This is a genomic window from Burkholderia sp. AU45388 (assembly GCF_030481585.1).
In the GTDB taxonomy this organism is placed as follows: domain Bacteria; phylum Pseudomonadota; class Gammaproteobacteria; order Burkholderiales; family Burkholderiaceae; genus Burkholderia; species Burkholderia sola.
Genome location: NZ_JAUJPV010000028.1, coordinates 75,799 through 96,442, shown reverse-complemented (window position 1 = coordinate 96,442; position 20,644 = coordinate 75,799). Strand labels below are relative to the sequence as shown.

At 61.4% G+C, this 20,644-nt stretch carries 22 protein-coding genes; 20 read left to right on the top strand and 2 right to left on the bottom strand.

Annotated elements, in window-relative coordinates:
- The first annotated feature begins 9 nt into the window (after positions 1–9).
- The 11 genes from QZM72_RS31560 to QZM72_RS31510 all read left to right on the top strand — a co-directional run bounded on the left by QZM72_RS31560 (position 10) and on the right by QZM72_RS31510 (position 7,960).
- Positions 10–291: a hypothetical protein gene (locus QZM72_RS31560; protein ID WP_301740057.1), complete on the top strand. Its 282-nt coding sequence runs from the start codon at positions 10–12 to the stop codon at positions 289–291.
- Positions 292–402: 111 nt separating this feature from the next.
- Positions 403–864, top strand: a complete 462-nt coding sequence (locus QZM72_RS31555) for a hypothetical protein (protein ID WP_301740056.1) — start codon at positions 403–405, stop codon at positions 862–864.
- 449 nt (positions 865–1,313) lie between these two features.
- Complete coding sequence (locus QZM72_RS31550; protein ID WP_301740072.1) at positions 1,314–1,967, top strand: DNA methyltransferase; 654 nt, start codon at positions 1,314–1,316, stop codon at positions 1,965–1,967.
- A gap of 23 nt (positions 1,968–1,990) precedes the next feature.
- Positions 1,991–2,494, top strand: coding sequence for a hypothetical protein (locus QZM72_RS31545; protein ID WP_301740055.1), 504 nt, complete (start codon positions 1,991–1,993; stop codon positions 2,492–2,494).
- Between the two features lie 52 nt (positions 2,495–2,546).
- Positions 2,547–2,735: a hypothetical protein gene (locus tag QZM72_RS31540; protein ID WP_301740054.1), complete on the top strand. Its 189-nt coding sequence runs from the start codon at positions 2,547–2,549 to the stop codon at positions 2,733–2,735.
- A 699-nt stretch (positions 2,736–3,434) separates the two neighbouring features.
- The gene (locus tag QZM72_RS31535; RefSeq protein WP_301740071.1) at positions 3,435–5,564 is read left to right on the top strand and encodes a ParB/RepB/Spo0J family partition protein; all 2,130 of its coding nucleotides are present in this window, start codon (positions 3,435–3,437) and stop codon (positions 5,562–5,564) included.
- A 1,040-nt stretch (positions 5,565–6,604) separates the two neighbouring features.
- Positions 6,605–6,871 carry a hypothetical protein gene (locus tag QZM72_RS31530; RefSeq protein WP_301740053.1) on the top strand — a complete coding sequence of 89 codons (267 nt, stop codon included), beginning with the start codon at positions 6,605–6,607 and terminating at the stop codon, positions 6,869–6,871.
- Between the two features lie 60 nt (positions 6,872–6,931).
- Positions 6,932–7,153: a DUF3717 domain-containing protein gene (locus QZM72_RS31525; protein WP_301740052.1), complete on the top strand. Its 222-nt coding sequence runs from the start codon at positions 6,932–6,934 to the stop codon at positions 7,151–7,153.
- A gap of 25 nt (positions 7,154–7,178) precedes the next feature.
- Entirely contained in the window at positions 7,179–7,322 is a 144-nt protein-coding gene (locus tag QZM72_RS31520) for a hypothetical protein (RefSeq protein WP_301740051.1), read from the top strand.
- 103 nt (positions 7,323–7,425) lie between these two features.
- Positions 7,426–7,659, top strand: a complete 234-nt coding sequence (locus QZM72_RS31515; protein ID WP_301740050.1) for a type II toxin-antitoxin system RelE/ParE family toxin — start codon at positions 7,426–7,428, stop codon at positions 7,657–7,659.
- Position 7,660: 1 nt separating this feature from the next.
- On the top strand, positions 7,661–7,960 hold the full coding sequence (locus QZM72_RS31510; protein ID WP_011695198.1) for an addiction module antidote protein: 300 nt from the start codon (positions 7,661–7,663) through the stop codon (positions 7,958–7,960).
- A 164-nt stretch (positions 7,961–8,124) separates the two neighbouring features.
- Here the strand turns inward: QZM72_RS31510 and QZM72_RS31505 are convergent, their stop codons facing one another.
- On the bottom strand, positions 8,125–8,436 hold the full coding sequence (locus tag QZM72_RS31505; protein ID WP_301740049.1) for a hypothetical protein: 312 nt from the start codon (positions 8,434–8,436) through the stop codon (positions 8,125–8,127).
- Positions 8,437–9,981: 1,545 nt separating this feature from the next.
- Here QZM72_RS31505 and QZM72_RS31500 point away from each other — a divergent pair.
- From QZM72_RS31500 to QZM72_RS31480, 5 genes are all read left to right on the top strand, one after another.
- The gene (locus QZM72_RS31500) at positions 9,982–10,398 is read left to right on the top strand and encodes a hypothetical protein (protein WP_301740048.1); all 417 of its coding nucleotides are present in this window, start codon (positions 9,982–9,984) and stop codon (positions 10,396–10,398) included.
- Positions 10,391–12,499, top strand: coding sequence for a type IV secretion system DNA-binding domain-containing protein (locus QZM72_RS31495; protein WP_301740047.1), 2,109 nt, complete (start codon positions 10,391–10,393; stop codon positions 12,497–12,499). Before QZM72_RS31500 ends, QZM72_RS31495 begins: the two co-directional genes overlap by 8 nt.
- A 6-nt stretch (positions 12,500–12,505) precedes the next feature.
- A complete protein-coding gene (gene mobF / locus QZM72_RS31490; protein WP_301740046.1) occupies positions 12,506–15,400 on the top strand; it encodes a MobF family relaxase in 2,895 nt (964 codons plus the stop codon).
- Between the two features lie 460 nt (positions 15,401–15,860).
- Entirely contained in the window at positions 15,861–16,337 is a 477-nt protein-coding gene (locus tag QZM72_RS31485; protein ID WP_301740045.1) for a cupin domain-containing protein, read from the top strand.
- A gap of 110 nt (positions 16,338–16,447) precedes the next feature.
- Entirely contained in the window at positions 16,448–17,317 is an 870-nt protein-coding gene (locus QZM72_RS31480; protein ID WP_301740044.1) for a VUT family protein, read from the top strand.
- On the opposite strand, the gene QZM72_RS31475 is transcribed toward QZM72_RS31480, so the two are convergent.
- Positions 17,314–17,922, bottom strand: a complete 609-nt coding sequence (locus QZM72_RS31475) for a helix-turn-helix transcriptional regulator (protein ID WP_301740043.1) — start codon at positions 17,920–17,922, stop codon at positions 17,314–17,316. The two genes, QZM72_RS31480 and QZM72_RS31475, sit on opposite strands and share 4 nt — an antisense overlap.
- A gap of 283 nt (positions 17,923–18,205) precedes the next feature.
- On the opposite strand from QZM72_RS31475, the gene QZM72_RS31470 reads away from it, so the two are divergent.
- The 4 genes from QZM72_RS31470 (at position 18,206) to QZM72_RS31455 (ending at position 20,641) form a co-directional block, all read left to right on the top strand.
- Positions 18,206–18,457, top strand: a complete 252-nt coding sequence (locus QZM72_RS31470; RefSeq protein ID WP_301740042.1) for a hypothetical protein — start codon at positions 18,206–18,208, stop codon at positions 18,455–18,457.
- A 657-nt stretch (positions 18,458–19,114) separates the two neighbouring features.
- The gene (locus QZM72_RS31465; RefSeq protein ID WP_301740041.1) at positions 19,115–19,675 is read left to right on the top strand and encodes a lytic transglycosylase domain-containing protein; all 561 of its coding nucleotides are present in this window, start codon (positions 19,115–19,117) and stop codon (positions 19,673–19,675) included.
- A complete protein-coding gene (locus QZM72_RS31460) occupies positions 19,672–20,061 on the top strand; it encodes a hypothetical protein (RefSeq protein ID WP_301740040.1) in 390 nt (129 codons plus the stop codon). Before QZM72_RS31465 ends, QZM72_RS31460 begins: the two co-directional genes overlap by 4 nt.
- 181 nt (positions 20,062–20,242) lie before the next feature.
- The gene (locus QZM72_RS31455; protein ID WP_301740039.1) at positions 20,243–20,641 is read left to right on the top strand and encodes a hypothetical protein; all 399 of its coding nucleotides are present in this window, start codon (positions 20,243–20,245) and stop codon (positions 20,639–20,641) included.
- The last annotated feature ends 3 nt before the right edge of the window (positions 20,642–20,644 follow it).

The window sequence follows — 20,644 nt, the reverse complement described above, 5'->3', positions numbered from 1 at the left end:
GAGCGAAACATGACAGCGATCGAAACTGCCGCAATTGAAGCCGCCCGCGCGTATGGCCTTCACCTGCGCACCGTACCGGATTGGAACGACGAGGATGGGAGCGAGTGGGCTCGTGCGCGCAAGGCTGGGCGCGAGCAGCTTCTGACGGCCCTGGCCGCCCTGAGTGACGCAGATGTTTTGCGCGTCATTCTGGAGAACCCTGGTGTCGAGCCTGACGGCGAGACCCCGTTCGAGCTCGTGAAGGTTCACGAGGTGCAGGCGTGGCGGGAGCGTCCCGACAGTTCCCGATGAGCGGACGCCGATCATCGCGCACATGGTGATGATGGATGGTGCGCGATCTCACATTTTGCGCGCAGCCAGCCGTCGTGGTTCGGCTACCCCGAGCACGACCAGGACACCCGAATGAATCAGCTTTTCCTGAAGATGCCCAATCTGCATCGCGTCATCGACCGGGCGCACGCCGACCTGATCGCGCGCGGCGCGGCGATCGCCGCCGAATGTGGTCTAGTGCCTTGCGGGCCAGTGGGATGGACCAACGGTCGGCGCGATGCCGGTCGTATCGCTCTGGTCGTATACCGGCCAAGGCACGGCGGCGGAGAAAGGTATGGCGTGACACGATTCTTTGACGGCCAGTACGCGTCGGCCGACTGCGTGCTGCCGGAGCATGCCACGCGTGCCCTTTTGGCCGCTACGCGTGCGGAATTCGAGCGTATTGGTGCGGCCGACGCCGCGCGAGGGGCGCACATTCCGCTCGACGCGTGCGTTGAAGACCCGGATGGTGCATCGATCGAGCTGCTCGCGAGCGACGTCGACGTGCAGCGTCGAGATGCGCGCCTCGAGGCGCAGCAGCTGGCGCTGTTCTGACGCTGCAGTACCTCAACCCGCTCGGCCGTCGTGTGGGCAAATTTGCGCGGCGGCCGCTCTCGCGGCCGCGCTGATGGAATCGCGATCGCGCCGCGCGATCGGGGATCGCTGCGGCGCTCATGACCAGGACGCAGCACCGTCGGTCCGCTGCGTCTTGCAGGTCCATCCCCCTCCGCCGGCACGCCGCTGCCGTCGACCTTTCAACCCGGAGCCCACGTTCGCCCGCCGTGTCCTGGCGGACGGACCGTTGCGCCGTGCGCGACGAATGTCGCACGGCGCCCCGCTCCTGCAAGGGGCTTTCGCGGCATATCCTCGCGCGCTTCGCGCACTCCGGTATTCCACGGTCCCCTTGCCCGCCATTCCCCTGCGGGCGCTCGCCAGCTCCGGGTAGCACGGTTTGCGAGCCGCATCGCTCCGGCTGCCCCTATCTCAACTCTATGGAGCTGACCGTGAGCTATTTGTACAACGGCGACTGCCTGGTCGCCATGCCCAAACTCGCCCCCGAATCTGTCGACTGCATCGTGACGGACCCGCCTTACCTCGTGAATTTTTGCGATCGCAGCGGCCGCTCGATCGCGAACGACGTGAACGGCGACTGGCTGGCGCCGGCGTTCGCCGAAATGTTCCGCGTCCTGAAACGCGATGCCGTGTGCATTTCGTTCTACGGCTGGAACAAGGTCGACCTGTTTTTCGACGCCTGGAAAGCCGCCGGCTTTCGCGTGGCCGGCCACTTCGTCTTCACGAAGTCCTACGCGTCCAAGGCCGGCCTCGTGAAGTACCAGCACGAATCGGCTTACCTGCTCGCCAAGGGGCGGCCCGCGGCGCCGGCGGCGCCGATCGCCGACGTCATGCCGTTTCCGTACAGCGGCAATCGCCACCATCCGACCGAAAAGCCGGTCGCCGCGCTGCGCACACTCATTTCCGCCTTTACGCAGCCCGGCGACGTCGTACTGGATCCGTTCGCCGGCTCCGGCTCGACGTGCGTCGCCGCCCGCGAGCTCGGGCGCCGGTATATCGGCATCGAACTGGACGCGACGTACTTTGCGGCCGCCAAGGCGCGCCTGACGGCGCCCGTCGCCGGCGCCGCTTTGGCCGCCGCCTAAGACCCGAACAGAGGACATTCACCATGCGACTGATCGTTTCAGCCTATTCCGGTCTCGAGCAGCTCGACCATCCCCGCACGAATGAGAACGGCGACCCTGTCGACGTGTTTTGCGTCCGCCTCGACGCCGCGGTGCGGTTCCCGCACCGCGCCAGCGACCTGGACATGGCGCGTATCTATCGGTACCGGAATTCGTTCGAATCATTGGGGCAATCGACGCCGATTGCGATCACCTGTTCGCCGTGCTGTACCGAAATTGGTATTTCGCCTTCTGCCTGGCCGAGAACTGCGGCGCTGTGCAGCTTTCTTGACCACACGAGCGCCGGCCGCGCGCCGCGGCCGGCACACCTGGAGAACAGCATGCCTCGATATTTGATTGATGCAATTTTGGCCGCGATCGCAGCCAACGCCTTCGGCCCGGAGATCTCGTACGTATGGGATTCCGACTCGGAAATCGAAGTCCTGCCGGCGTCGTTGCGTTACGCGATGCTGGAAGCGTTCCAGGCCGGCCAGTGCGCGCGGCGATGAATTTACCTGCCTGCCCCGGCTTTGCCCGGGGCAGGCCTTTCCAGAGACTCCCATGAACAAAGGCGAATTCGAAATGTTGCTGTTTGCGATCGCGCGTATCCATCTGAACATCGACACGCTTGAAACGTGTTACAGCGACCGGCTGGATTTCCACGATTGTGCCGTCTGGTGTATCCGTGCTGCATTGACCGCGGCGTACGACGCTGGCGTTATTGAAGGGCGCCGAAACGCTTCGAAGTGAGGCGCGGCCGCCAGCGCGCGCCTGGCGCCGGCGGCGTTCGCCGCTAGACCATGTTCCATCGCCGGCGTGGGCCCGCGGGCCCGGCCGGCGCCTGGAACGCGGAAGGCCGATTCCGTACCACGAGATGTTCCACTGATCCGGGGCGGCCCACCCCGTCCGCATCGAGCGGCCGGCGCGGGCGGGGACTGCTTGCCCCAGCTGGCCGCGGTGGATCTTCACCGTTCCCAATATCCAGCCGGCGCGCGGCACCTTGCGCGCCCGGCTACGCCAGGCACGCAAGCCGCACGCACCCGCGCGCCAGAGAAACGGGCTGTCCGCTCCTGGGGCTCGGCCGCCACCGGCGTCCGGCCCCGGCGCTGGCCGCCCCGTCAGCCGCGCGGCGAGCCGCGCGGAGTTCGCGCTCGGGCCGCGCGTGCGGCCCGGCGCCGGCGATGTCCGGGCCTCGGCAGCCGTCCCCGCGTTCCAGCCTCCCCCGTCGGCGCATCAGCTGCCATCGGGCCGCCTCATCCCGACGCATAGTGCGGCCCGCCGTCACCGCAAGGGTGCGCGTTGCCGCGCGCGGCGCCCGGTCGCCGGGCCTGACGGCCGCGGCGCTGCGGCCTTGCTCGCGCCCTTGCAGTGCCTGCGCGTCCGCACTCCCCATGCGTCGAGGCGGCTCCGAATGGCAGCTTTTTCCACCCCGACGTAAAGGAGGCTTTTATGAACGCAGTGACCACCGAGATCCCGGCCCTCGCCCACGATGCGGGCGTTCCCCCCGCACCCCCCGAGGCTCACCGAACGGCAGACGAGCTGCGCGACATTCCGCTTAAACGGCTCGTCGCGTCCCCCTACAACGTGCGGCGCGTGCCGCCGACCGGCATCAAGGAACTCGCCCTCAATATCTGGAAAGTCGGTCTGCTCCAGAACCTGATCGTCCATCCAATGACGGTCGGCGCGCGGAAGGCGCAGACGTTCGGCGCGGCCGCTGGCGAACGTCGCCGCCTCGCGCTCATCTACCTGCTCGAACACGACTACATCCCCGCCGACCACCCGGTGCGCTGCCGGGTCGTGCCGGTCGGGGACGCCGTGCTGTTGTCGGCAACCGAGAACGAAATGCGCGAGCCGATGCACCCGGCCGACGCCTGCGACGCTTTCCGGATTCTGGTCGAATCCGGTCGGTCGATCGAGGAAATCGCGGACCTGTACGGCGTGCATCCGAAAACCGTCCAGCGCCGCCTCAAGCTCGCGCGAGTGTCTCCGAAGCTGGTCGACCTGTTCCGCACGGGCGAGATAAAGATCGACCAGATGCAGGCGCTTGCGCTGTCGGACAGTCACGCCGAGCAAGAGGCCGCGTGGTTCGAAGCCGAGCCGTACAACCGCGACGCGCACGCGATCCGCCGCCGCTTCGTGCGCGACGAACAGTCGTTCGTGAGCAACCGCGTCGCGAAATTCGTCGGCGTCGAGGCGTTCGAAGCGGCTGGCGGTGCCGTGCGACGCGACCTGTTCTCCGCAGCCGAGGATGCGTGGTATCGCGATCATGCGCTGATGCTGTGCCTCGCGACCGAGCAACTGGAAGCACTCGGCGCGTCGGTGCTGGCCGAAGGCTGGGCGTGGGTGAAAGCTATGCCGGAGCGCGACCATGCCACGCGGTCGCAGTTTCGCTCGGTGCTGCCGCGTCGAACGGAACCCAACGATGAGGTGGCGAAAGAACTGGCGGCGATCGATCAGCGGCTGGCCGAGATCGCGGCACAGTGGGAAGCCGACGACACGGACGACGAAGCCGCCGAGCGGCTGGAACTGGAAGAAGGCGCGTTGAGCATGCGTCGTGACGAAATCGAAGAGTCGTTGCTCGTCTACCATCCCGACGACATGGCGCATGCTGGCGCGCTTCTCTCGCTCGATGCGAACGGCGAGCCCGTGATCGAGCGCGGACTCGTTGCGCGTGAGCCGGTTGCCGCCGCGACGACCGAAAGTGACGAGAATGGTGACGACGATGACGACGACTCGTCAGATGGTCAGCCGGCGCGCGTCGCCGCGCCGGCCGTGAAGCCCGCGAAGGGGCCGCACTCCGAAAGGCTGACGCTGCGCCTGAACGCGCATCGCACGGCGGCCGTTGCCGCCGCCCTCGCGCAGCAGCCGCACGTCGCGCTCGCCGCGCTCGTGCACCGGCTGCTGGCGGGCGAGTACGGTCACAGTACCGAAGGGAGCGCACTGGACGTGACGTTCCGCGACCACTCCCACACCCTGACGAAGCATGCGCCGGAACTGGACGACGACCTTGCGTTCACGATGCGGCGAGAGCAACGCCGGGTTTGGGGAGGTGTGATCCCGAACGACAGCGACGCGCTGCTGCGCTGGCTGATCGAGCAGACCGATGAGCGCCTGCTGCAGATCCTCGCGCAGTACGTCGCGGCGAGCGTGGACAGCGTGTGCCCGGATGAGCGGCCGCACGCGATCAACGCGCTAATCCCGGCGCTCGGGCTAAATCTCGCGGATGCGTGGCAACCGACGAAGGCGGGCTACTTCGACCACGTTTCGAAAGATCGGATCGTGGACGTCGTGAGCGCGGCCGTGTCGCCTTCCGATGCGATGCGCGTGGCGAAGCTCAAGAAGGGGGACGCGGCGACGGAGGCCGAACGGTTGATCGCGGGGCGCGGTTGGTTGCCCGAGCATTTCGCGAAGGCCGAAGTCGTGCGGATGAAGCTGTGGGACATTCCGGCGAAGGCGTCGGATGCCGAGGCGAGCGCCGATGAAGCGGAGGCGGACGAGCCTGCACTGGTTGCGTCGGCCGACGAGGTGCGCGACGCCGCTGCCGTAGCGGAGGGCGAAGGCATGCCGGCGCGTGATTGACCTGATCGATGCCAGCGGGTGCGCCGCGCCCGCTGGTGCGGCGTGCCGGTCAGTGTCCTTCGGCGGGCCGTACACAGCATGATGATCTACTCCCGAAAGTTCTCTCTTTCCGATTCTCTGCCGCTCCCGTAAAGGATCACCTTTCCGATGCCGTGCATGCGCTCGTCGCTGTGGCGCATGCACTGGGGGCATTTCCCTGACTTGCTGCTCGGGCGTCTCCCTCCGCTTCGCTCCGGGCCGGGCTTTCGCGCTGCGCGTCGAGCCTCGCTGCGCGAGTCTCGCCCCTACGGGCTTCGATCCCTGACGTCTGCGCGCCGTGCCGGCGCTGCGCGCTTCGCTTGCTCGTGGAGTACGCGCCCGCTACGCGCGGGCGGACAGCAGGTCTAGCGGCCGGCTACGCCGGCCGAGGGGGCGCGGGGCCGGCTGCCCCGCGCCGTGTGCGCGATCCGGTCGGGGAAACCGCGTGGTTGCGCTCCATCCTTTTGCGCCGGGTTAAGCGCGTGGATCTGCCATTGGGAGCCGCCCCTTTTCGACGCATAGCGCGGGCGGGCACGGGCGCAAGGGTAAAGGCTGCGCTTCGCTCCGCCCACGTCCTCACCCGTTCGGTGCTCGGCTACGCCTGCGCTCCGCATGCGGCCTCCGGGCGCGCCCTTGCACCCGCGCCCGCCCGCGCTAAACCCGCGTCGAGGCGGCTCCCAATGGCAGATCCACAACCCGACACAAAAGGACGAAATCGTGAGCACAACCACCCCCGACCGAATCACGCACACACGCGCGGGCGTTCCCCCCGCACCCCCCGAGGCTCACCGCCAGGCAGGCATTCGACACACGAAAAATCGCCTGCGCGCGACCGCCGCGCACTGGCTCGGCTGCCCGGTCGATGCCCCCATTCGCGTTTTGTACCGCTGGACCCGCCCTGATGACGACGCGCGCGCTGTGCGACTCGAAACGAGGACCGACGGTTGCGCTCGGCGCATCACCCTGTTTCGCCTTTCGTCCGGCGCGTGGTCGCCGGTTTGGCAATGACCCGGAGATTCACGATGAGCTACGAGACTGACGAACTGATGATCGAAGGTATCACGGAAGGTTTTTTCGCGATTGCGCGCTCCGAAAGTGCTGCGCCCTCCATCGCGGTACATCATGGCGACGACGGCGAACTGGCATTTTCGCTGCCCACGATCGACTGGACAGCGTGGCAAATCAATGTCGCGATCAAGGTCTACGAAAAGGCGTACGCACGGGGCGAGCGCTACGGCGCTGCGAGCACTCAACGCGTCATCCGTGAAGCACTCGGCGTTTTTCGCTAATTGAAATCATGTCCTGTAATGCTTCGACTAACAACGTCTCCCGCTACAGGAGAACACACGATGAACACCGCAACGATTCTGAGCATCGAGCAGCTTGAGCGAGCGATCAACATTTGGCGCTCGCGTCGGCCGAGCAGAGACGGCGACCCGATCCTGTGTCGCGAAGCACGCATTCTGGCCGACCCGTACGCATTGATGATCTTCAACGGCGCGACGCAAATCGACGCGTCGAATCTCACCGACGACCAGCGCGCTGCGTATAGCGGTGCGTTTTCGCAATAACGCGTCATTCCGGGAGGAAGAAAAAATGCAGGCGCAGTGGGCGATCACCTACAAATCGGAAACCGGATTCGACGTGGAAATCATCAAGGCAGACAGTTCGGGCGAGGCTTGGACCCGTGCGGAATCGCTGTTTGGCTCGCAGCTTGTAGAGGTCGAGCGCGTCGCATGAAAACCGCGCCCGCTTCGACTCGCACTGATCGCGTCGCCGGTCGTCCGGCCGGTAGCCAGAATGCACCTTGAACTTGTGTATCCTATGGGATACTATATAGGCTATGAGAATCGAGCAGACAGACGACTTCGCGAAATGGCTGCGCGGCCAGTACGGGGACGTGAAGTCGGTTGGTGCCGGGGTGAGCGAAATGCGCGTGCACGTCGGCCCCGGCTATCGCGTCTACTTTGTCCAACGAGGCTCAACGCTCGTCGTCCTGCTATGCGGTGGCGACAAGTCAACGCAGCAGCGCGACATTGAGCGCGCTATCGCGCTTTCGGCGCAATTGGGAGATTGACATGGGTATCAAGACAACGCCGTTTGACGCGGCCGAATACCTCGACACGCCCGAGGCGCAGGCCGAATATCTGCGGGTTTCGTTCGAGACTGGCGATTCTGCCGACATTCAGGAAGCCATCGGCACTGTGGCGCGCGCGCGCGGCATGACGCAGATTGCGCGCGACGCGGGCGTTGGCCGCGAAAGCCTCTACAAGGCGCTGGACGAGCACGGCAACCCGGAATTCGCGACGATCCTGCGTGTGGTGCGCGCGCTCGGCCTCACTTTGACCGTAACGACGCCTGTACACGAGCACGCCTGAGCCGGGATTTTTGCGCGGCGTCGCGGGCTGGCGGGCGCTCGCCGCTACGCCGCGACCACCCGCCAGCCCGCGACCAATGCGTTAGCCAGTTTGCGCGCTGCGCAAACGAATCGGGGCAATCCCGCTCCGCGCACACTTCGCGCGTCGCCGGATTGCCCCAACGATCACACCGACGCGCCGTCGGCGACAGCGGCTGGCGGCACGCCCTGGGCGGGTTTCGCTGGCACCGGGGTCTCGCCCGGTTTCGCGAGTGCGACTTTTACCGCCTCGAGCCGCTCTTTCCACTGTTCCGCCGGGATCTCGTCCAGCCCTTCCGCGCGCAGCAGCTCGAGCACCGCCTTATGATTCCGTTCGCGATCCTTGCGGATCATCTCGCGCTGTTGGTCCTGCAGCTTTTTCAGCTTCGCCGCCGCCCTCGCGATCTCGTCTTCGATCGATCGCGGCTTGCGCGGTGTCTTCCCTGCATCTGCCGCCATGGCCTCTATCACTCCATCTTGCCCCTCCCCCTTGCCGCGAAGTGTAACGGAATTCGGCCGCGCAACGTAAAGCATTGGCGCCTGATACCGCGCTGTCGCACCGCTGCGCCGCGCCTCATCCGTCGCGGCGCAATTGCCCGCTGCGCAACTCGCGCGTAGCGGCCGGCACCGTCGCGGCCGCCAGCCCGACCAACCCGCTCGCCGAGCCCCCGGCCCCGCGACTTTCATGCTGTCGCCGCGCCGGGCGTCGCCCGCGCCATTCCGCGGCCGCCGCCCGGCGCGGACCATCCACCCAGACGCAATGCACGCATTGCGTAGCTCGAGCACGGCGGCCGCCACCGTCGCGGCCGCCGACATGACCAAGCCAGCGCGTCGAGCACCCGTCCCGCGCTTTTTTTCGCACAGTCGCCGCGCGGGGCGTCGCCCGCGCCGTTGCGCAGCCGTCGCCCCGCGCGGACCACCCATCCAGTGCGTAATCCTGAATTGCGCACACCGTGATCGGCGGCCGCCAAGTCGCGCCCGCCGATTACTGCCACACCGTCTGTGCTCACAGCGTTTTCTCTCTGGTCGTTGCCCCGAACCCCGTCTATCCGCGACCGAAATCCGCGCACGCCGGCAGGTTTCCCACATATCCACCGGTCCCCGCGCTTCTCCCGTTTCCCACAACCAACACCGTTGTGGAAAACGGCGCGCGGCCGACGCTCTTGCGATGTTGATGCATCGCGACGTCGGTCCGGACCCGTGGATATGTGGAAAACCTGCGTGGCATAACCACCCTCGTCGCTCCGAATTTCTCCCTGTCCGCGTCCCGCCTCCGCTCGACCTCCCTTTTCCGTTTTTTCCCTGTGAGGAACGGATCGACGCTCGCCTCATTTTTCTCTCTTTCGTGTCGGTACTTCAATCTCCCGCTTTCTCCAAAATTTTCGCTGTGCCCCACCCAGGCGAACGCCTCAACGGAACGAAATCCTCGCTCTTGCTGGCTGCGATGCCGATCGCGACGCCTGATGAAAAACCGGCGATACCCGGACCCGTCCGGGCATCACCATCCAGATACCGTCCGTCCGGGGGCGACCCGTGGGGCAGGCCCCACCCCCCGACCAGACGGTCACACACCACGCAACTTCGTTGCGGGTGTGTAGAGCCTTGCGCAGCAAGGCTCTACACTGGCAGACACCGAAACGCATACGCGCCGACACCGAAGCGTATCTCAAATCGCGCTATGCCTTTCTGCATAAAGCTGGACCATGGCAGCCAAACGTCGCATGCCCGCGAACATCTTGCCAGAGCCGCATCGAAAAGGTGTCTAAACGGCGTGCATTTCAGAAACATCGGAGTCCGAATTGGCAGACACCGAAGCGCTATCGATCGAATAAGTCGATGAATATAAAAGGGGAATCGCTATCAATCGCACACCGCATCCTGATGCATGCACGGCAGACACCGAAAACCATTTACATCCACTATAATGACGTAACTATTTGATTAGCCGACCTCTTTAGAAGGTCGGTCGGGGAAAAATGGGGCGATGTGTATGCTGAGGCGCACATGCCACGTTCTAGTCATGCCAGCAAGGGCAAATCCGAGCGTATCACCCTTCGTTTCGATAGACCCACCAACGAGTTCTATCGCAGAAAGGCAAACGAGGCGGGAATTCCAGTAGCGGAGTTTTGTCGTCAAATCCTTGTTCGCGGGATCGTGAACGATAACGTCGAACAGATCGAAAAGCGCCTGAACGCTCTGCTCGCCGCTATCCCGAATTCTGCCCAAGCGACGAATGGGCAAGCCGTACATTCCGGCGTGAATTCTTCCGGTCTGCTCCCAGCCGATCTTGTTCGAGCGATCTATCTCTGTCGCGAAGTGCTGACGACTATCGTCAGCGATAGGAACATCCAGTTCCTTCACCAGGCACAGGATCGCGCCGAGGCCGCTACCAAGAAACTGCTGGGAGAGAGCAATGGCTGATCAACGCTCGCCCAGCGGTATAGCGACCTTTTCACGAGGAACCGCCCTCTGGTGGCAACAGGCAAAGCTCCTCACCAGTGCGATCGTGGCGGTTGTCATCGCCGCCATTCTCGTCGGAGCGCTGGCCGGCGGCGCATACCTGTATCTCGTCACTTCGGCCGAAACGCGCTATTTGACGGTCAAGCATATCGAGGCTGAAATCCTCACCGTCGTGCCCATGGCCAATCCGAATGTCTCGTTCCATCTCGGCAACGACGACACGGAACTGCCGCCAACAGCGGCGCTGTCGTTTACCGAAGACGCCGCCGAAGAGTTTTTCGTCTATGCGCGCAATGCCGCCCTGTACGCTGTTCTTACTGCTATTGCTGTGACGTTCCTTTCCGTCCTGTTTTGGATGGAGTACGGGCGCGGAAAACTGACCGACAAGCAGGTGCGCGGCGCGAAGCTCGTCAAGGCTAAAGAACTCGTCAAGGAACTGCAGGCGCGAGACGACGCCAGCCCCTATCGCATCGCCGGCGTGCCGATGCGAAAGAAGGCTGAAGTGCTCGGCACACTCTTTTCTGGTGCCCAAGGCAGTGGCAAGTCCCAGCAGTTTTTCGCGCTGATGGATCAGGTGCGCGCCCGCAAAAAACGCGCGATCGTCTATGACCCATCAGGTGAGTTCACCGCTGCGTATTACCGCGAAGGGAAGGACGTCATCCTGAATCCGCTCGACGCGCGGAGCCCGAACTGGAATGCCTGGCGCGAAATCCAAAGCGAGATCCATTACGACGGGCTGGCTGAGGGGCTCATCCCGATTCCGCCGAATGTCGCGGACCCATTCTTCGCGATTGCGGGGCGCATGGTTTTCAAGGGAGCGATTCGTGCGCTTGGCGGCGACAACAAACGAACCAACGCAGCGCTGTACAAGGCCATCGCCCATAGCAATCTCGAGGAATTGCACGCGATCCTAGCGAACGAGTCCGCGGCGACCTACGTCGATCCAGTCACTGAGCGTACGGGCATGAGCCTCAAGATGACCGTGCAGAACCAGCTCGATTGCTTTCGTTACCTGCACGACGATGGCGAGCCATTTTCGATCCGAGAATGGATCCAGAATGAGGATGAAGACGATGATTCCTGGCTGTTCATTACGGTCAACGAGGAGCAGAAAACCGCCCTGCTTCCGCTGATCAGCCTCTGGTGTGATATCGCGATCCGCTCCCTGCTGACACTCAAGCCGATTCATCGCGAACGTCTCTGGTACTTCTACGACGAGCTCCCCACTCTGCAAAAGCTCGAGATCATGAAGCTCGCCGTTACCAACATTCGGAAGTACGGCGGTTGCTTCGTGCTCGGCATCCAGGACTTTTCCCAACTCTTCCAGATCTACGGCGAGCACCTGGCGCGCACGATTATCTCCGGATGCCAGACCAAGCTCCTGCTTCGCGTGACAGATGGTGATGCGGCCAAGGCGTTGGCCAACGCGATCGGTCAGGCCGACTTGGACGAAAAGGAAGAAAGCCTGAATCTCGGCATCGACGAGCGGCGCGACGGCATGAGCGTTTTTGCGCGACGCAATCTCCGCGATCTCGTCCTCTCATCCGAAATCCTGCACCTGCCCGACATGCAGGGCTATCTGGTCACACCGAGCGACTATCCGGTTGCCCGGGTCAAGTACGAGTACGTCCCCCATCCCCAAACGGTGACGCCGTTCATCCCGCGCCAAACGTACGATCTCTGGCTTCCGGCAAGCGCTGCGGCTGACCGTCCGGCAGCGTCGGAGCGACAATCGACTGCGCTTCCTTCCCAGCCCAGCCCGACGGCGAGGCCTGGCACTGCCCCCTCCCCGTCCCACCCTCCGTCACCCAATCCTGCTGATCCTCCGACTGCGGCCGCCGAGCATTCGCCGACCAACCCAGCTTCGGCCGGCCCGGCTGTTGGCGCGCCCGCGCCCATGACCGCCGGTTCCGTAGCACAGTCTTCCAATGTGATCTCACTGTCGACCGGCGAAATCGTCGACGGTGACACCGGCGAGGTTCGCGGTACGTCGGCTCCCCGCGGACCAGCTGCCGGCGAACGGCCCACCGGCCGCGCCGGTCTCGGTGACTTGTTGGGGTGACGCGCGATGATGAGCATGCACAATGTCGGCAGCGCCGGCCAGGCGCTCCACTATTTTTCGAAAGATAACTACTACACCACCGACCAGGGACTCGAACATTCCGCCTGGTTCGGCAAGGGGGCGGCCACTCTCGGTCTGAACGGGCAAGTCGATCGCAACGTGTTTTTCAACCTGCTGTCTGGGCAGGTCGGCGATCAGCAGCTCGGTCGAGTCGTCCTGGACGAGAATGGCGAGCCCGAGGTTGTGCATCGGCCCGGCATCGATTTGACCTTTTCGGCGCCGAAGAGCGTCAGTATTGCCGCCGAGGCTTTCGAAGATCGCGAGGTCCGCCTCGCCCATGAGGCGGCAGTCAAAGAGGCGCTCGAGTACATCGAGGCGTATGTAGCACAGGCGCGAAAAACGGTCGATGGCGAGACGCTTGTCGAGCCGACCGGCAACATAGTAGCCGCCCTCTTTCGGCACAACACGAGCCGAGATCTCGACCCCGATACGCATACTCACGCCCTCGTCATGAACGCGACCCAACGCACGGACGGCGAATGGCGGTCGCTCACCAATGACGCGTTGTACGTACAGCAGAAGGTGATCGGGGCAATCTACACGTCCTCGCTCGCGCGAGGGCTGCAGAAGCGCGGCTATGCCATCACGGCACCCGACAAGAACGGGAATTTCGAGCTGGTCGGTGTCTCTCGGGAGCAGATCGAACACTTCAGCCAGCGCTCGGCAGCGCGCGATCGATGGCTGCGCGCCAACGGAATCGATCCTGCAAACGCGACGGCCGCCGAAAAGGAGCGTGCCGTGCTCGCGACCCGCGAACGCAAGGTTGGCGTCGACCATGATGCCTTGTCGGTTCAATGGCGCGAGCGCGCACAGGCAGTCGACCTCGACTACAGCGTCATCCAGCAGAAGGCACGCGAGGCGCGGGAAGCGGGAACGGACGCACGGGTCGTCAAGATGTCCGGTATCGAGGCATTGCGGTTCGCAGCGTCCCACCTCGGTGAGCGCGAAATTGTGCTGAACCAATATGACCTCGTCCAGACCGCGCTAGAGCACGCGGTCGGCCGAACGTCTCCGAATCAGATTCTCGATGCCTACAAAAAGCTGGTCGACCAGGGCAAGATCGTCGACCTTCCGGACGGCAACATCACCACCGAGAAGATGCTCAACACGGAGCGCTGGACGGTCGAAAACGCGCTTGCACAGCGAGACGCGACGCCGGCGATCGCGCCTCCCGAACTGGTCCGGTCCCGAATCGAACAGGCCATCGCCACCGCGCGCGCGGAGCGGAACGATCCTACCTTTGACTATACTCCCGGCCAGCGAGGCGCGATCGAGCATGCGCTGACGAGCAGAGACCGGATCGTCGCGGTGCAGGGCCTCGCCGGCGTAGGCAAAACCACGATGGTCAAGGGAACAGTCCAGGTCGCACACGAGCAGGGGTGGCTTGTTCGAGGGATGGCCGCAACCGGCCAGGCCGCCAAGCAGCTCGAGAACGATTCGGGTATCCATGCCGATACGGTTACGATGTTCGAGATCCATGAGCAGCGGCGCCAGGAGGATCTGAAGCTGCTGCGCGAGTATGTACCGGATCTATCGCGGGAGCGCGAGCTCTGGCTAGTCGACGAATCGTCATTCCTCGCCCAACGGCAAATGGCCCGCCTATTCAAGATGGCGGAACGAGCGGATGCGAAGGTCATTCTCCTGGGCGACCGGCTCCAGCTGCAGGCCATCGAGGCAGGCAAGCCGTTTGAGATCCTGCAGGACGAAGGCGTGGCCACTGCACAGATGACCCAGATCCAGCGCCAGAAGAATCCCGAGTTGCAGCAGGCTGTCGCGATCACCGTGGGCACCGCCGACCTTGCGGCAGATGAGCCCCTCACCGACCTGAACCTCGCTCGCAACGCTCGCGCCTTTGACTTCCTCGAGCAAGCTGGGCGCGTGACAGAACACGACAATCCGCAAGACCTGATCGACCTGATGGCGCGCCAGTACGTCGACCGGGGACCGCGAAGAAATCAGACCATCATCATCACGCCGTTTAACGAAGATCGCGTCGAGATCAACAATGCGGTTCGGGCTGAACTGCAGGCGCGCGGCGAGCTGGATGCCAACGACTCGGCGCACGCCATCCTCCGGTCCGACGGAGACATGACCCGGGCCAAGCAGAAGGAGGCGCAGTATTACACTAGGGATATGACCGTGCGGTTTGGTCGGGACTATCAGAAAATACTCGCGTCCCGCGGCGAATACATGCGCGTTGAGGGCACTCGACCTGACGAGGGTATCGTCGTTCTCCGGAAGTCCGACGGCTCTCTAATGGAGTGGGAGCCGAAGAAGTACAACCGGGTGGAGGTGTATCTCTCGGAAACGAGGAATCTCGCGGCGCGTGACGTCATCCGCTTCACCCGCGGCGACGAACTCGTCAAGAATGGTCACGAGGCGACCGTCGTTTCTGTCCACGAGAACCAGGCGGTTCTACGGCTCGCAGATGGCAAGGAAATTTCCTGGGATCTCGACGCGCAGCGTCATTGGGATCACGCCTATGCTGCCACGGTGCACGCGGGCCAGGGCGCGACTCGCGAGCAAGCCATACTGCATATCCCTTCACACAAAATGGAGCGTGATCCGGAAGATGCTCGGCGCCAGTCAGACGTCGCGATGACGGTGCGTAGGATCTTCGGCGACCGGAGCTTCTATGTCGGCCTCACCCGGGCGGTCGAGGATCTCCAGATTTTCACGACCGACGCAACTCTTGCTCGAGCGGCCGTCTCACGCCACCAGGACAAGTCAAGCGCCATCGAGACGCTGCGTGAGCATGAGTTGGCCGAGCAGGCGAATACCCAGCCGCAGCGTCGACGGCGTCAACAAGCTGCGCAACAGGTGCAGATCGAGCCGGACTGAGGTTGCGGCGCGCCCGCGACGCACTCTGTTCCTTTCCCTAGCCGCTCCGGTTATAGGGACGTTGCTCGGCTGCCGGCGCGCTGCGCATTCAGATCAAATCAAATCGAAAGAATACCGATAGAGTCTCGAATATACCTTTCGATTTGTTGACATCTGTTCGGCGCGGGAACCTCCGTAATACAAAGCGGTAAAGAATTTCAAATCGATGTCGATATCATCGTGTAGGATCAGCAGCGGTACTATTCCCCCGTGCACCTGCTGTCTCGCGATGTTGTAGAAATTTCAACTAAGACCACATCGTATGTTTGCGAAAAAAAATGAATTTACGACTAGAGGGCCGAAGGCGGTGATTCCACGAGTCACCCTCGTTTCAATTTTTGTAACAGTTTTCATGATATCTGCAGGAAATGTTATGTCAAAGGCAAATAGCAGCAGACCGCAGGAATCCGCGGAATTCTGGATGGAGAAACTACGTCTGGAGCCTCATCCGGAAGGAGGTTATTATAGATATGCGTTTGGTTCTGACGTTTTCCGAAAAACGTCGAGCGGTGTAGAAAGGAAAAACTATAGCGGAATCTATTTCATGGTGACCCATGATAGCCCGTCGCACTTCCATCAGATGATATCCGATGAAATATGGTACTACCACTCTGGCGATCCGTTGACCATGCATGTCATCGATGAAATGGGAACGTATCGGACGGTTCGCCTCGGCCCTAACTTGGAACATGGAGAGGTACTTTCTGTAGTCATGCGTGGGGGATGGATCTTCGGGGCGTCGGTCGACTCAGGTGATTACACTTTGGTCAGTTGCGCCGTAGTGCCAGGCTTTGATGACGCTGATTATAGAATTCTTACTCAGTCTGAGTTGCTAGGAAAGTATCCGCAGTATCGAGATATCATTTTGAAAATGGCATATCAGAATCTGCCCAAGTGACGTGACTGTTCGAGTTGCGAGGGTAGGATCGAGGTTCTTTCGTTTGTTTGGCGGATCGATTTTGAACAGGCTCAGATATGGTAACGGCAAATAGTATCCCGAGATGCCAAGTGGAGGCGATTCTTCCGAAGGATGGCGAAAAGCGATTTTCGGTCGCTAGGGTACGCGTGAATGATACGGGTGTTTCGATGAAACTGCCCGTCGGTGAGTTGTTAGAGGCGGATTGGATCGGTAAATTTTCTGCCAATGACGTTGCATTGCTCGCAACGGTAAATGCCAACGACGTCAATATCAAGAACATCACCGAACGGGTGCCTCACTTCCCCTACGGGATTATTTATCTTACTGCCCTCTTCAGTGTTATGTTGGTAACTACCAATTTAATCGGGGATAGTATCACCACTATCAATCTGCCATTCCTGCATGGGTACAGTGTTCTCTTTCCCACCGCGCTTGTTGTATTTCCGTTGACCTACTGCTTTGGCGCTTGCATAACGGAGACGTATGGATTTGTCGCAAGCAGACATGTGATATGGGGTGCATTTCTAGTCAACATTCCGGTTATCCTGATTATTCTATCGCTCGAGAAGGCGGGGTGGCTAGGAGGCAGCGTTCTGGGAGTTTCCCATCAAATGATGAGGGCCTTGGGCGCGTCGGCAGTTGGTTACTTCGCAGGCGAATTGTCTAATTCGCTAGTTGTATCTAGGTTGAAGATCGCACTAAAAGGCCGCGCCCTGATTCTTCGGTTTCTCGCGGCGAATGCCGTCGGGGCGGTCGTCGATAGCGTTTTATTTGGAACGCTTTTGTTTTACGGTGTTGTGCCGTCGATGGTGCTTCTCAAGATAGTGCTTGCGCAAATTACGATAAAGATGTTGTACGAAATGGCGTTCTCTGTCTTGTTTTCCAGGATCGTTCTCTGGATAAAGTCGCGTGACGGTGTTGATCATTACGACTATAAGGTCAATTTTATTCGGAGCTAGCGGCCCATTATGATTTCCACAACTTTTCCGACGATTGCTTGCTTATTTATCACTATGGGACGGTGCTTTGACGTTGATTCGATGTCGTATCCGATGAGTTTCTCGCTATCCGTCAATTTGACGAAGGTGTAAGTCTGTTCGTCTACTTCGACAAGCGCCAGATCGCCCGAATCAAGCGAGGCGTAATCTCCTACAACAAGGGTGGCATTGCGTGGCAGCGGCTCAGTGCGGCTTTTGGGGGCGAGTGCAATCGCAAATCGGCTCGAATTTGCATTCGATACCCTGATCCACAGCTGATCGTGGCGCGACGTCGCGGATACCTTTAGAGCGTCGCGCAGACTCCGTTGCTCATAGACAGGCACGAACCCTCTACTGTCTTCGCCGAAGAGGGACGACATCGGAACGGCGAAGAACCTGGCGATTGCCGAGATCGTGCTCAGTCTCGGATCGATCGTTTCACCCGATAACAGGCGGCTGAGCGTCCCCCGGTCAAGATCGATTGCGCGCGAGAGCTCCGAGTCGTTGACCCCGGCTTCCTGCTGCAAGTGTTTGACTGTTGCCACAAAAGTGGCAGCTAGGCTTGCAAGTTCTTCCTTTTTCTTCACGCGCTTTGCCCGACCCTAATTTTTGTTCAACGAAGGAGTTGAAAATTTTCAACATCCTGTTACAGTTGGTAACGTCGTTTGCTGGTCGACTGATCGGCGCTGGTCAAGGTGGGAGGACAAGACCGTAGGCCTCCCGCTGCGCCTTGCAAAATATGTTGTTTTGCAATGCAACTCATGTTCTAATGCAGTGCAATATAGGTAATGTTGGTAGAAATTGAATCGAACCATCCGAATCGGTAGCTATCGCTTTACTATCCTCCAGTTGAGCACATTGGAGGGTAGGTTGAGCAAGATTACTGAGGCGGAATTTCGGGATGCCGCGAAGAACAACGCTATCAAGCACGCATCGGTTTTGCGCACGGATAGGGGCTATCTCTTCGTCGTCGAACTGTCTTGGAAAGAGGGCTTGCACACGTTGTATACGTTCCGCAATGAACCGAGGACATGGGCAAGCCTGGATAGCATGATGAAGTACTTTGAAAAGCACGAGCTGAATGTTAACGCCATCACCCTGCAGTGGAATCCGAAGGGATGAGCGGTACAAACCAGCTAGACCCAGATAGAGGCAGTCGGCGCCAGGTTTACCAACACGAACTCGACCGGGCCGCTGAGCCGCTCGCGCGAAAGCGTAGTGAGTTCTGAACGCTGCCCACGTATGACTAGCTGTTCTGTGCGCGATCTTGGTCAATTGACCGCCGTGGGTTTTGAAGTGGACAAGAAAACATGTGCGGCGCTGCGAATATCGTCATGCCGCAGATTCGGAAAGTCTCCGAACATTTATGTCTATGTTGTGCAGTTGTAGTTAATTAAGACGGACATACAGGGTGCGCCAACACCCCATATGTCCTGACCACAAGCAAATAGCTAGGAAAGCTGAGAGAGACCACTCGTGGCTACAGATATTGTACGTCAATCCTTCGGGCTTGACGCGTTCGATGCGTCCCTTTTTAAGGCGACGGCGATACGCCTTGTGCCCCGCTCTGCAATATCACGCGCGCACAGGGCATTCGTTCGCTGTTCCGCGTCAAACCTCCGCCGCAGCCGCATGTCTTACGCTACGGGTTCGGTGTCACGCATCTATTCGGATATACGCCCTTTTTGCTCCATGTTGCTCTTTCGGTACGAGCAGCTTTCGCTCGTATCCCGCCTGTCGCGTTCTTCTCTCAGTGCCTCGACTGCAGGCGGTCTCGTAGTGAACCGGGTTCACCCGGTTCGCTACGTTTTTTATTCTGTTCGGCGGCACTCGTCGTGCGCGATGCGCACCTTCTGTGTGGCAGTTGCTGCCACGATCGCCCAGCTCGCAGCTCCGCCTGCGGCCGCGGACGTTTGCAAGGGCAATATCTTCAATGAGGCTGCAGCCCTCTATCACCTGGATCCCGATCTCCTGCGGGCGATAACCTGGGTCGAATCCCGTGGCATGCCCGGCGCCGTTGGGCCGCGCTTGCCGGACGGCCACAGGGCATGGGGGGCAGCGCAAATCAACGATGTTCATCTTCCCGAGCTCGTCAGCTACGGTGTCACGCAGCGCGACCTCCTGAATCCCTGTGTGAACCTCAAGCTTAGCGCATGGGTGCTCGCCAACTGCATTCAGGCCAAGGGCGCGACTTGGGCCGCCGTCGGTTGCTACAACACCGGGCCAGGTTCAACGAACACCGCCGCTCAGGCGCGCTATGTCCGGCTGGTGCAGCGCGCATATGCGGGCTATCGCGCCCAGTCGGCGCTCGGCAAGGTCGCCGAAGGAGGCGCGCGATGATGCGCCTCGCCCCTCTTCTTGGCCTGATTGTCGGAACCCTTACGCAAGCCTGCTTTGCGTCTTCCCGTCTTCCGGACTACGACGTCACGCAGATCGGCGAACCCGGCTCCGGCCGCTACGTGTTCTGTTCCGGCGACTCGTGCCCTGAACCGACGATCAAGCACCTCGCGGCGCCGGCGCCTGTCGTTCAAGAGAATCTATCGCTCCCTGTATCGGCCGCAGAAATCCGGCCCATTCAAGCGCTTTCCACGCCGATCGCCAAGCGCCACCGATCCCTGCACGCGCGAATCCGACATGTCCACCGAGTCGCGAAGGTGGCGAATCGAACGCTTTGCACCGCGGGCGCCACGGTCGGGACGGAGTCGAAGCACCTGGCGGGCCGTTAGTCCGCGCAGCTCACCGATTCACCACTCGACCAAGGAGGAAACACAATAGTAAGTAATCCGTAATGAAAGTTCGATTGTCCGTTTAACTACTTTCCCCCTGAATTGTGCTCGCGCTGCATGTAGCGGCGCGAGCACCCCCCCCCCGGCACGCGCTGCTGGCTAGCTACCACATGAGGACTAGATGAATACCGCTCAATTCAACCAGCTCGAGATGCTCGAATATCGAGCCGCGAGCGCCCTCGTTGCTTTCGAGGATCGCGCGAAGGCGCTTCTGCAGAAATCTGAAGTGCGTGAAACCCTGAACTTCATCGCTGCCGTGATGCTCGCGGTCACGCTGATGATGGTCGCGCGCTATGCGTTCGGAACGGACGGCGCGGAGTTCCAGCAAGGGGCAACCACCCTTGAGGGGTGGGCCAAAGGCAATCCCGGCAAATCCTGCGCAATCGCTGGTTTGCTGTTCGGGAGCGTACGTGCGATGTTCGTGAAGGATTACGGTGCTTTCGTTGTCCCGTCGGGAATCGGCATCCTGACCGGCGTGATCGTTAGCATCATCGACGCCAGCTACACCGCGACGATCTGACCG

Excerpts from the sequence above, each read along its gene's own strand:
- QZM72_RS31535 (WP_301740071.1), top strand. The coding sequence starts at position 3,435 with ATGAACGCAGTGACCACCGAGATCCCGGCCCTCGCCCACGATGCGGGC.
- QZM72_RS31505 (WP_301740049.1), bottom strand. The coding sequence starts at position 8,436 with ATGGCGGCAGATGCAGGGAAGACACCGCGCAAGCCGCGATCGATCGAA.
- QZM72_RS31555 (WP_301740056.1), top strand. The coding sequence starts at position 403 with ATGAATCAGCTTTTCCTGAAGATGCCCAATCTGCATCGCGTCATCGAC.
- QZM72_RS31560 (WP_301740057.1), top strand. The coding sequence starts at position 10 with ATGACAGCGATCGAAACTGCCGCAATTGAAGCCGCCCGCGCGTATGGC.
- mobF (WP_301740046.1), top strand. The coding sequence starts at position 12,506 with ATGATGAGCATGCACAATGTCGGCAGCGCCGGCCAGGCGCTCCACTAT.
- QZM72_RS31455 (WP_301740039.1), top strand. The coding sequence starts at position 20,243 with ATGAATACCGCTCAATTCAACCAGCTCGAGATGCTCGAATATCGAGCC.
- QZM72_RS31520 (WP_301740051.1), top strand. The coding sequence starts at position 7,179 with ATGCAGGCGCAGTGGGCGATCACCTACAAATCGGAAACCGGATTCGAC.
- QZM72_RS31545 (WP_301740055.1), top strand. The coding sequence starts at position 1,991 with ATGCGACTGATCGTTTCAGCCTATTCCGGTCTCGAGCAGCTCGACCAT.
- QZM72_RS31525 (WP_301740052.1), top strand. The coding sequence starts at position 6,932 with ATGAACACCGCAACGATTCTGAGCATCGAGCAGCTTGAGCGAGCGATC.
- QZM72_RS31515 (WP_301740050.1), top strand. The coding sequence starts at position 7,426 with ATGAGAATCGAGCAGACAGACGACTTCGCGAAATGGCTGCGCGGCCAG.
- QZM72_RS31500 (WP_301740048.1), top strand. The coding sequence starts at position 9,982 with ATGCCACGTTCTAGTCATGCCAGCAAGGGCAAATCCGAGCGTATCACC.
- QZM72_RS31530 (WP_301740053.1), top strand. The coding sequence starts at position 6,605 with ATGAGCTACGAGACTGACGAACTGATGATCGAAGGTATCACGGAAGGT.
- QZM72_RS31485 (WP_301740045.1), top strand. The coding sequence starts at position 15,861 with ATGGAGAAACTACGTCTGGAGCCTCATCCGGAAGGAGGTTATTATAGA.
- QZM72_RS31460 (WP_301740040.1), top strand. The coding sequence starts at position 19,672 with ATGATGCGCCTCGCCCCTCTTCTTGGCCTGATTGTCGGAACCCTTACG.
- QZM72_RS31540 (WP_301740054.1), top strand. The coding sequence starts at position 2,547 with ATGAACAAAGGCGAATTCGAAATGTTGCTGTTTGCGATCGCGCGTATC.
- QZM72_RS31510 (WP_011695198.1), top strand. The coding sequence starts at position 7,661 with ATGGGTATCAAGACAACGCCGTTTGACGCGGCCGAATACCTCGACACG.
- QZM72_RS31495 (WP_301740047.1), top strand. The coding sequence starts at position 10,391 with ATGGCTGATCAACGCTCGCCCAGCGGTATAGCGACCTTTTCACGAGGA.